We start from the raw sequence: 10,100 nt of genomic DNA, 5'->3' as shown, positions 1-10,100 counted from the left end.
GCGCTCAGTAGGCAATTTTTCAAAATATTGTTAAGCCTTTTCTGAGCATGGTATTTTTCATGGTATTACCAATTAGCAGGAAAATAAGCCATTGAATATAAAAGATAAAAATGTCTTGTTTACAATAGAGTGGGGAATATATAAGGTGTACATGTCTTGTTCTACTGAGTACAACGTGATGAAGTCAGTCGTATATGAAAACTTGCCATTTTCGCTCTCTAGCTTGATTTGTTGGTGTTTAACGAGCTTGAGTGGTGAAATGCAGTCACCGCCATAGATCGCAACTGTGCCACGCTCTTTGTACAGCTTAATGAGTTTTTTGGTGCATTTTAACGGCTTGCCGTGTTTGTCCAATTTTGGTTGGTTGCGAACAAAGATGTTATAGCGAAGATTCGAGTCACCAAGCATCCCGCTTGTTGTTTCACTGATGGTCAATTGGCGTTTAGACTTCTTATAAAACTCTAATAAGCGTTGCTGTAAATTGAACCGTGAAACACCGCATTCGATGTCAAAATCTAGACCTTTAAAAGCGTTTTTATTACTGTTGTTTCCAAAGTAACAAACTGCATCGTTAAACATTTGCGTTAAGTTTGCAAAAATTAAGAGAAAGTCGTTTTGTGGGTACGGACGTTTTTGATACATGCACCCAAACTCACTGTCTGACAACTTATAAAAATAGGTGCGAACGCCAGTATAACTGCAAAGTGAATCATAAATGCGTGTGCCTTTAATTTGAATCTGAGTAACATAGCTAGATGAAAATTCAGGGGTAGCCCAAAGCATAGGGCTGAACAGGATGTCCTTCACTAATCCATTGTCGTATGCACGGTCGCCAACGCGACTTTTTTGGTTAATGCGGTCGTTTTGGGTGTAAACATGGATGTTCTTCAGCTCCAACGTTTCACGTTTGAACACGGTCTTTTCAGCGGTAGCAGTAGCGGTCGTCATGGTGAAGTTCCTTATCGGCTTAAATACGTCTGTGCAAAAATTGCTTGCATGGTTTTAAAAATTTGGTCTGTTTCAAAGTAGTCAGAAATTTGCTCTTGGAATGGGCTTTGATGGTTGCGAACCAACGTGCGAATCGCAGAACTATTTAAGGTGTCTGAGTTGGTAAAACCATTTTTTAGTACTTTGATCTCAAAATATGGGCTAGTGGATGCAATCACACTGACAATAATGTTGCCGTCTTGGTCTGTCTTAACTGACAAATCAGCAATTGGGCTTAGCTCATGGCGTAAAAAATACATATTGTCGGGGTTATAGATTGCTTTAAATCTGATTCCGTCTTGGCATATAGCGCAAAACAGTTCATTCACCGACTCAGCAGTAAAGATCGCCCCAAACGTCACAACAACAGGCCCGACATTTTTTTGCTGTTTTTCATCATGTTTGATGGTTAGCTCGCAATGCGCTGTAATTAGGTTTTGCATGGTTTATATCCTCAAATGTGATTCAGTGGCATACGCACGTTATCCGTGCGTATGGGTGAATTGAATTAAGAAAGTTCGCGTGACCAACAATCTTCTATACGGTCGTATGCGTAGCCGTTTTGAGCCATTAACGTGCAAATGTCTTCAAGGTTTTTGCCAAAGATATTTACTGAGGTAACTTGGTCGAGTACTGATGTATGACCAAAGTTTTCTTTTAATGTTGCAACATAGATTTCAACGTCCATGAAGAAGAAATTTGTTTTATCAGCCAATGTCGGCATGTGCTGTTGAAATTGAAGTTGAGCATAGTCACTATCCGCTTGAAGATCCGCAAGGGTTAAATCACAGTTGTTGTCGATGTAATCTGAGATTTCATCAAACAATGTTTCCATGTGAGCACCGCTAAAAGTTTTAGGGAAACCGATGTATAAAGTGCCTTGTAACTGTACTGATTGAGCGTTTAAATTTGACATGCTGTTCACTCCAAGTTTTAAGCTTTCTGCTTTTGATAGTTTCATTTTATGGGAAAACACAACCTGGCAAACCTTTCTCGAAAAATAAGATTTTCAATCTTTTTTTAATCAATTAAAAAACATCGCTTGCGTACTAATATGATTTTTCTATTAGCCGTATCGCCGTAATGCATTAAGAATAATTTAACGAGCAATTAGTTAATTAATTAAGTTTAATTAAATTGTTAAGTTTTAAAACATATGAAGATGAACCAGCTCAAGACCGTCTTGTGCTTGAAAACATCACCATTGCTGAAGCGATGAAGTTAGCTGAAAACAACGGATTCTTTAAAGCAAAGTACCAGGTGCTTAAAGTGATTCAATATTTTGATGTTGAATTGGTACTCACGGCGTCTGATGTTGAGTACTGTGCTGAATTACACCAGTTTAGCGGTGGCTATAACGTGACGGTGCTTGCTGATACACCTGAACAAGATCTTATTGCAATTCTCAATTCATTGGGGATATTGAATTAGAGCCATCTCGTGATAAGAGAATGCAGCTCCGAAAAATGGAGTCTAAATTTAAATCTGCCTTTAAGGGATATGATTTATCCCAAGTATCCATAGTGATATGGTCAGTGTATGTTCACCAGTGGCACGATCGCAAAATTAGTACCGTATATATCTAAAAAAAACCACAATAACAATTGATGGTTTTTTAATGAGCTTTATAAAATGGGTTCATCATACGCACGGCGTTTGTGTTTTACATTTGGATCTATGCCAATTTGATTCGGATATAACAGGTTTAATACCTGGTTAATGCGATCAACTACGCATTGATTAAACAAGATATGACAGTTACCGTTTTCGTAGATCTTAATGCGTAATAAATTATCATCAATGCTATGCCAGATACCACGATCTAACCTGAGTTTATCTAATCTAGTGTGGTCTAAAGGCTTGCCAAATAACTGCCTTGCTATAAAGCGTACTTCTTCCACTAAATTATCTCGTCTGCAATAAGAATGGTAGCTATTGTGATGAATGATCACGCACGGGTTAATACCAGCACCAAGATTGGTTTTGTATTTGCTTGATAATTGGCAAAACAATGAATCAACTTTACGAGCATATGCCATGTGGCGCGTAGACCAGATAGATTCTAAAAATACATTCACGTTATCCATCGTGAAATCTTCAATTTCATGACGAGCAATTTTATCTGACAACGCATCATATTCTTTTTCAGATATAAAGTTTCTAAGATTGATGATCTCAGTTAACTTCCTCCAGAAGCATGACGATATTTGTTTTAAAGCAGATTCTTCAGTATTGAATGATGATGAATATGATTTTCGGGTGATTGCACTCACAATCTGGTAAGCATCAAGTTCAATATCTTTGATGCTTTCATAAATAACCTTTATTGACGATTTTGCTTTTTCGCATTGCAAAATTAGCTTTTCGACTTCAATAAAGTCTAATTCAGATGCTTGCACTTCTCTTTTTATATTTACCAACATATTCATAATTGCCCACCTAATTAGCTTAATTGTCTATATAGATATTTTAATAAAAACCATGGTCATTAATTTTTTTTTAAAATTTATAAGCTAACTTTTTCACTATAATTAAATTAAATAAGCACAACGCTTAAAACTTGGTGTAGTGGAATATGGCTCAACCTTTAAAATTCCTTTTAATACCACTGGCTATGTTAGCCAGTGTTCTGTATAATGCTCTATGAATTCATTACTTATTTTTTTAAATTAAAAATCATATGCAAAGCTTAAATGATGAAGAGTGTCGCCAAGTTGAAAGTGTAAAACAGCTTTTACAAAAAAATTTTAAAGATAAGCTTTATGCTATTTATTTATATGGTTCGTATGTTGATGGTGGTTTAAAACATAAAAGTGATCTTGATATTTTAGTTATTATTGAACGTGAAATTACCGATCAGGAAAGAAAACAATTAGCGCAGAATTTTCTAAATATATCTGTTCCGATTGGTCATGCTACAGCGCGTGCCTTAGAAATTACGATATTAGAAAAAGGGAGTATTACCAATAAAAATCATCCATATACATATCAGCTACAATATGGCGAGTGGTTGAGAGAAGAATTACTCAAAGGTGAATTACTTTATAGTCAACCTGATCCAGATATTAGTATTTTACTTAAAACTGCCCAATTACATAACATTACTATCTTTGGACCTGATATTTGCGATTGGTTAAATCCAATTAGCTATGAACAATTAATATTTGCCATGCAAAAAACTTATCCACAAATTATTGCTCATTGGAAAGACGATCAGGATGAATGTAATCAAATTTTAGCGCTATGCCGTATAGCTTATACATTAGATCATAAAACAATAGTTGCCAAGGATGTTGCTGCGACATGGTTTTTAGAATTCTTAAGTCAGATAGATCAAGACATTTTGCAACTCATAATAGATGAATATATTGGGCAAGGTCATGAGCAATGTTGGTTAGTTTTACATGATCAGCTTGCTAAAATTGTTAAAGAATTACAGCATAAAATTGAACCACTACTTTTTAACTGATGTGGAAGTAATGGATATGCTTCTTAGATTATTACCTCACTATATCTCTAAATACCGAAGAGACTTGATATTGCAAAGGGGGGCGTGGTTGGAGTTGCATGAAGATTTTAAATAAAAGCGGAGGAACTAGGGTAAAAGTTGCCAAAAAGTTTCTTCTGAAATGACTTTTATATTATGACGTTTAAGCAAAGCGGAGGTAACTCCATTGCCATAGATCTTATTCCCATTAAATTGACCATCGTAAATCATTGAACTACCACATGAAGGGCTATTTTCTTTAAGCACTACCAGAGTAGCTTTTAATAATTGAACTTTTTTTAAAGTTCTATATGCCCCTTCAATATAGATTGAAGTCACATCCTTTCCTGATTTTTCAATTACACAGGCTTTTCCATCTAAGACATCATCGCCATTACCTCCCGAAATCTCGGCAGGTTCGCGTGGTGTTGATAAACCGCCAAGAATCTCTGGACATACCATAGTAGCTTTTCCATCTTTGACTAATTTTTCGATTTTTTCGTTTAAGCTATGCGTCCCGTTATAACGTACCTTTAAGCCAGCCAGACAAGAACTTACTAAAATCATATTTCCTCTATGAAAAAGATATGTATCGATTTGCTATTTAGCCAGTACCTATTATTTTTTAAAATTAATAGGTTAGTGCTATGGATAAAACAAGAATTTAAATATGATCAATGCAAAGTGAGTTATTTTTTTTCTAACCCACAAAGCTTATAGATTAGTTTGATCCTTTTTGTTTAGAAAATTTATCAACAGTTCCCATAACAATAATGAAAAAAATAGGGACAAACACTAAAGCAAGAAGAGTTGCACTGATCATTCCTCCAAATACGCCAGTACCTATAGCCTTTTGGGTTTCAGAACTCGCACCACTTGCAAAAACTAAAGGAATAACTCCGCATGTAAATGCTAAAGAAGTCATTAAGATTGGACGCAAGCGCAATTTTGCAGCTTCAACGGTTGCTTTAACTAAACTCATCCCATCTTCTCGGAGAGCCTTAGCAAATTCAACAATTAAAATGGCATTTTTCGCTGATAATCCAATGATGGTAATCATACCAACCTTAAAGAAAATATCATTGGGCATACCTCTTATCATTACAGCTATAAATGCACCTATAAGCCCTAGAGGTACAACCAACATAACAGAAAGAGGGATGGACCAACTTTCATATAACCCAGCTAAAACAAGAAATACTACGAGCATAGATAGAAGTAATAAAAATATAGTTTGCGATTCAGCCTGTTTTTCTTCTAAAGAAATACCACTCCATTCATACCCCACACCTTTTGGAAGTTGTTTGATTAAATTTTCCATTTCTGACATTGCTTGACCAGAAGATATACCAGGTGCTGGACTACCCGTAACACTTAAAGATGGACGACCATTGTAACGATTGTATTGTTGTGGGGAGTATTGCCAAACTGGAGTAATAATCTCAGACATAGAAATCAGTTTACCACTTTGACTATTTACTTTGATTTGTAAAATATCATCAATACTCATACGTGATTTGGCATCAAGTTGAACAATAACTTGCTGCATACGATCTTGATTTGGAAAATCGTTGATATACATTGAACCCATTGAAGTAGAAATGATATCGGTAACATCACTGAAGTTAACACCTAATATTTGTAGTTTTTCACGATCAATTTTGAGTTGTACAGAATTTCCATCTGGTAAACCATCAGAGTAAACATCTACAACTTTTTTACTTTGAGTTGATAAACTGAGTAATTGATCTTGGGCTTGTGCTAATGCTTGCATGCCAATATTTCCTACATCCTGCAATTGTAATGAAAATCCAGAAGAGCTTCCTAATTCATCAATTGCTGGAGGCAATACAGACATTACTTGGCCTTCCGAGCTGTCAGCCATTGCAGTATTCGCATTATCCACGACTTGTTGGGCAGTAATTTTACGGTCCTCAAAGGGGAGTAAATTGGTAAAATACATTGCTGTATTTTGCCCTGAACCACTAAATCCAAAGCCTAAGATCGCCATATTATCTTGAATACCAACTTCTTTATTTAGATGTTCCTGAAATTCAGTAACAACTTTTTTGGTACGTTCTTGTGTGGCATCAGAAGGAAGTTGAATTGATGTCATAAACCAACCCTGATCTTCTTCTGGCATAAATGCAGTAGGTACTTGTTTAAAACAAAAAAGAAGTGCAACAACAATGCCTATAAAAAATAGCATAGCCGTTCTTTTATGTTTAATGACTTTAAATAAACCATGTTCATATCGATTATTTAATTTTTCAAAACTTCGATCAAACCAAGCAAAAACACCTTTTTTCACATGATTTTTATCTATTGGTTTCAACATGGTTGCACATAAAGCAGGTGTCAAAGTTAAGGCTAGGAATGCTGAGAATAAAATCGAAACTGACATTGTGATAGTGAATTGGCGATAAATAATCCCTACTGAACCATTTGCTAAAGCCATTGGTAAAAATACTGCAGCCAAAACCAAAGTAATACCAATAATCGGATTCGTAATTTCTTTCATCGCCTTCGAGGTGGCATCTGCAGGGGACAAGCCTTCTGATACCATGATTCTTTCCACATTTTCAATCACTACAATGGCATCATCTACAATGATCCCAATCGCCAGCACCATACCAAACATGGTTAGGACATTGATAGAAAAGCCAGCAAGTAGCATTACAGAGAACGTTCCTAGCAATGCTATGGGAGCAACAATAGCTGGAATTAAGGTATAACGAACATTATGAAGAAATATGAACATTACAATAAAGACTAAAACCATGGCTTCAATCAATGTTGTAATTACTTTTTGAATAGAAACTTTAACAAATGGTGCAGTATCATAAGGGATTGAGAATTTCATTCCATCAGGTAATGAAGTACTCAATTGGTTGATTTTTGCCTTTACCCCTTCAGCAGTTTTAACGGCATTTGCATTGGGACTCATTTGTATTGCTATTGCTGTAGATGGATTACCATTCTCTAAAATGGCAAAACTATAAGACTGCGCACCAACCTCAATATGAGCCACATCTGATAACAGTACAGTTGCCCCATTTTTATTCGAACGTAAACTAATTTTTTTAAATTGTTCAACAGTCTCCAATTGCCCTTGTGCTGTTAATGGAATCGTAATTTGCTGTCCTTTGAGGGCAGGTGTATCACCTATACGACCAGGTGAAATCGGGAGGTTTTGATTTTGAATAGCCGTATTTACGTCTTTAATACTCAGACCATAAGATACTAAACGATTTGGATCGACCCAAATGCGCATAGCTTTTTCAGCTCCAAAATTCTGGATTTTCCCAACCCCATCAACTCGCTTGATTTCTTCAATGACGTGTCGTGTCATGTAGTCACTTAGGTCTATTTCAGAATATTGATGATTAGGGGAGTTCAGACCTATGATCATCAAAAATCCAGATGAAGCTGCATCAACCATAAGCCCTTGTTGTCGAACAGGTTGAGGTAGTCTCGACTCAATTGCTTTGATTTTGTTTTGAACATCAACTTGAGCAAGCTCTACATCTGTACCAGGCTTAAATGTAGCAGTAACAGTAGCGCTACCAGAGGTATCTGAACTTGAACTGTAATACAGTAAATTCTTAACACCTGACATTTCTCTTTCAATAAGTGTTACAACACTGTCATTGAGCGTCTTTGGTGTAGCTCCAGGATACATTGCTGTAATACTAATTTGTGGTGGAGCTACACTTGGAAAGCGTGCAATTGGCAATTTAGGTATACTTAATACACCAAATAAAATAATAAATAAGGCGATGACCCAAGCAAAAATTGGTCGACGAATGAAAAATTGAGACATTATTGCTGCCCCCCATTTTCATTATTCGTTATAGGTGCTTGCCATTGTTTTACTTTTAGTCGCTGATTAGGTTGAATACGGTCTACACCTTCGACAATGATTTTTTCACCCGCATTTATACCTTGCGTGACTACATAACTATTTTGATAACGCTGACCCAGTTGCACAGTTTTACTTTGTGCTTGCTCTTTTTGGTTGATAATAGTTACATTCGCCTTACCACTAATATCATGTTGGATAGCTTGCTCTGGCACTAAAATCGCATTATCAACTTTTGTTCGGCTCATGTTGATACGGACATACATGCCGGGAAGCAATTTTTGACTAGGATTATTCGCTAAAATACGGATAGTCACATCACCAGTATCGGGATCTACTTTAGTGTCTGAAAATAAAATTTCACCCCTTACATCGTATGGCTTACCTTGACTATTTAGTATTTCAACGTTATGGCTAGCATTTGACAAATTCCCTTGTTGTAATGCTTCCTGTATTTTTTCATAATCAGTAATTGACTGTTTTACGTCGATATACACTTTATCAATTTGCTGTACTACTGCCATGGCTTTAGTATCACCTTGGCTGACTAATGCACCTTCAGTCACTAAAATCTCACCAATAATTCCAGATATTGGCGATGTAATTGTTGCATATTTTAGGTTAAGTTGTTGACGTGAAAGTATCGCTTCCATTTGAGTAACATCAGCTTTTGCTTTCTGATATTCTGCTTCAGTATTGTTATATTCTTGCTTACTAATTGCATTAACTGTCACCAGTTCAGCGTATCGTTTTAACAAAATTTGAAGGCGTGTTACTTCAGCCTCAGCACGATGTAAAGTTGCTCTATTACTTTTGACATCAGCCTGAAATATTTCAGAATTTAATTTAAAAAGTGGTTGACCTGCATGTACATAAGTACCCTGTTTAAATAGAACTTTATCTACTATGCCACCAACCTGAGGGCGAATTTCAGCAATACGATATGCAGTGACACGCCCAGGGAGATTTTCAATCAGATTTATTGATTGTGTTTGGGCAGTCATTACACTTACTGATGCTAACGGTGCATCTGCTGAATGATGCTCTGCATTTTCTGATTTTGAGCAGCCTATTAGTAGCACAGTCATAATGCCAGCTGAGCTAACTAAATAACGACTTTTTTTCATAATTTCCATCTTTGAATAGGGTTAAGCTCATACAGTTAAATGATAAATAGCGGTATAACTAAAGTTTAGATTAACTGGTGAAGAGCTTACTAAAGTGACATTTTGCTTAAACTATATAAGTGAAGTAGGCATTGTATTAAACGAATATTTAAATCATTCGATTTAAATATTCTAAGTTAATAAAATAGTGACTTATAAAATAAAAAACGGAAGGTTTTCATTTTCACTGGTTTGATGACATAAAATCTTAAAGCTAAGTATTGATTTCTAAATCATATTGTTGCAGTACACTAGGGGTCAATATACATTTGAATATTGATGAATAAATTCCTAATTGATGTTGCATTTTCCATCCTTCAGAAAAATCTGCCATTAACCAAATAACCTCATCTACAAAAATATGCTCAATTGCAATAAACCAATATTCTTTTTCAAGATCTGTCAGCGTTACAAATTCAGCATATCCTTGTTTAAAAAGATTCCACTCATCAACTGTAAACAGAGGTGGTTCCACTTGTTTGAACAACTAAAAGCGTATTTATAAGTGATATTCCGCTCTAGTTAAGCCACCTTGTTTTGTTGGGGTAGCTGATCATAGTAAAACTCATTTGGTGTCATTTTGTCTAGACTCGAATGA

At 35.8% G+C, this 10,100-nt stretch carries 10 protein-coding genes; 2 read left to right on the top strand and 8 right to left on the bottom strand.

The window, feature by feature from the left end:
* Nucleotides 1-72: 72 nt before the first annotated feature.
* The 3 genes from FTT77_RS16565 to FTT77_RS16555 all read right to left on the bottom strand — a co-directional run bounded on the left by FTT77_RS16565 (nt 73) and on the right by FTT77_RS16555 (nt 1,903).
* A complete protein-coding gene (locus FTT77_RS16565; RefSeq protein WP_081406141.1) occupies nt 73-948 on the bottom strand; it encodes a hypothetical protein in 876 nt (291 codons plus the stop codon).
* A gap of 11 nt (nt 949-959) precedes the next feature.
* The gene (locus FTT77_RS16560) at nt 960-1,430 is read right to left on the bottom strand and encodes a hypothetical protein (protein ID WP_065995118.1); all 471 of its coding nucleotides are present in this window, start codon (nt 1,428-1,430) and stop codon (nt 960-962) included.
* A gap of 65 nt (nt 1,431-1,495) precedes the next feature.
* Complete coding sequence (locus FTT77_RS16555) at nt 1,496-1,903, bottom strand: hypothetical protein (protein ID WP_005005986.1); 408 nt, start codon at nt 1,901-1,903, stop codon at nt 1,496-1,498.
* A 221-nt stretch (nt 1,904-2,124) separates the two neighbouring features.
* Here FTT77_RS16555 and FTT77_RS16550 point away from each other — a divergent pair, with 221 nt between their 5' ends.
* A complete protein-coding gene (locus tag FTT77_RS16550) occupies nt 2,125-2,418 on the top strand; it encodes a hypothetical protein (protein ID WP_005005987.1) in 294 nt (97 codons plus the stop codon).
* 194 nt (nt 2,419-2,612) lie between these two features.
* Here FTT77_RS16550 and FTT77_RS16545 read toward each other — a convergent pair whose 3' ends face one another.
* Nucleotides 2,613-3,416, bottom strand: coding sequence for a DUF4942 domain-containing protein (locus FTT77_RS16545; protein WP_005005990.1), 804 nt, complete (start codon nt 3,414-3,416; stop codon nt 2,613-2,615).
* A 251-nt stretch (nt 3,417-3,667) separates the two neighbouring features.
* Between FTT77_RS16545 and FTT77_RS16540 the strand changes: the two genes are divergently transcribed.
* Nucleotides 3,668-4,456, top strand: coding sequence for an aminoglycoside adenylyltransferase domain-containing protein (locus FTT77_RS16540; RefSeq protein WP_180081700.1), 789 nt, complete (start codon nt 3,668-3,670; stop codon nt 4,454-4,456).
* Nucleotides 4,457-4,582: 126 nt separating this feature from the next.
* On the opposite strand, the gene FTT77_RS16535 is transcribed toward FTT77_RS16540, so the two are convergent.
* From FTT77_RS16535 to FTT77_RS16520, 4 genes are all read right to left on the bottom strand, one after another.
* Nucleotides 4,583-5,041: a DUF523 domain-containing protein gene (locus FTT77_RS16535; RefSeq protein WP_077170035.1), complete on the bottom strand. Its 459-nt coding sequence runs from the start codon at nt 5,039-5,041 to the stop codon at nt 4,583-4,585.
* Nucleotides 5,042-5,195: 154 nt separating this feature from the next.
* Complete coding sequence (locus FTT77_RS16530; RefSeq protein WP_038349993.1) at nt 5,196-8,297, bottom strand: efflux RND transporter permease subunit; 3,102 nt, start codon at nt 8,295-8,297, stop codon at nt 5,196-5,198.
* Nucleotides 8,297-9,463: an efflux RND transporter periplasmic adaptor subunit gene (locus FTT77_RS16525; protein WP_052232764.1), complete on the bottom strand. Its 1,167-nt coding sequence runs from the start codon at nt 9,461-9,463 to the stop codon at nt 8,297-8,299. Before FTT77_RS16525 ends, FTT77_RS16530 begins: the two co-directional genes overlap by 1 nt.
* 253 nt (nt 9,464-9,716) lie before the next feature.
* Nucleotides 9,717-9,977 (bottom strand): hypothetical protein, encoded by a 261-nt coding sequence (locus FTT77_RS16520; protein ID WP_038349994.1) that lies wholly within the window; start codon nt 9,975-9,977, stop codon nt 9,717-9,719.
* Between the last annotated feature and the right edge of the window lie 123 nt (nt 9,978-10,100).

Origin of the sequence: Acinetobacter sp. YH01010 (assembly GCF_013420775.1) — a bacterium.
In the GTDB taxonomy this organism is placed as follows: Bacteria; Pseudomonadota; Gammaproteobacteria; order Pseudomonadales; family Moraxellaceae; genus Acinetobacter; species Acinetobacter amyesii.
Note: the sequence above shows the minus strand (reverse complement) of the source record. Positions and strands in the feature narration are given on the sequence as shown.

Coding starts and splice junctions, on each gene's coding strand:
- FTT77_RS16545 (WP_005005990.1), bottom strand. CDS start 3,416: ATGAATATGTTGGTAAATATAAAAAGAGAAGTGCAAGCATCTGAATTA.
- FTT77_RS16555 (WP_005005986.1), bottom strand. CDS start 1,903: ATGTCAAATTTAAACGCTCAATCAGTACAGTTACAAGGCACTTTATAC.
- FTT77_RS16565 (WP_081406141.1), bottom strand. CDS start 948: ATGACGACCGCTACTGCTACCGCTGAAAAGACCGTGTTCAAACGTGAA.
- FTT77_RS16560 (WP_065995118.1), bottom strand. CDS start 1,430: ATGCAAAACCTAATTACAGCGCATTGCGAGCTAACCATCAAACATGAT.
- FTT77_RS16540 (WP_180081700.1), top strand. CDS start 3,668: ATGCAAAGCTTAAATGATGAAGAGTGTCGCCAAGTTGAAAGTGTAAAA.
- FTT77_RS16530 (WP_038349993.1), bottom strand. CDS start 8,297: ATGTCTCAATTTTTCATTCGTCGACCAATTTTTGCTTGGGTCATCGCC.
- FTT77_RS16535 (WP_077170035.1), bottom strand. CDS start 5,041: ATGATTTTAGTAAGTTCTTGTCTGGCTGGCTTAAAGGTACGTTATAAC.
- FTT77_RS16525 (WP_052232764.1), bottom strand. CDS start 9,463: ATGAAAAAAAGTCGTTATTTAGTTAGCTCAGCTGGCATTATGACTGTG.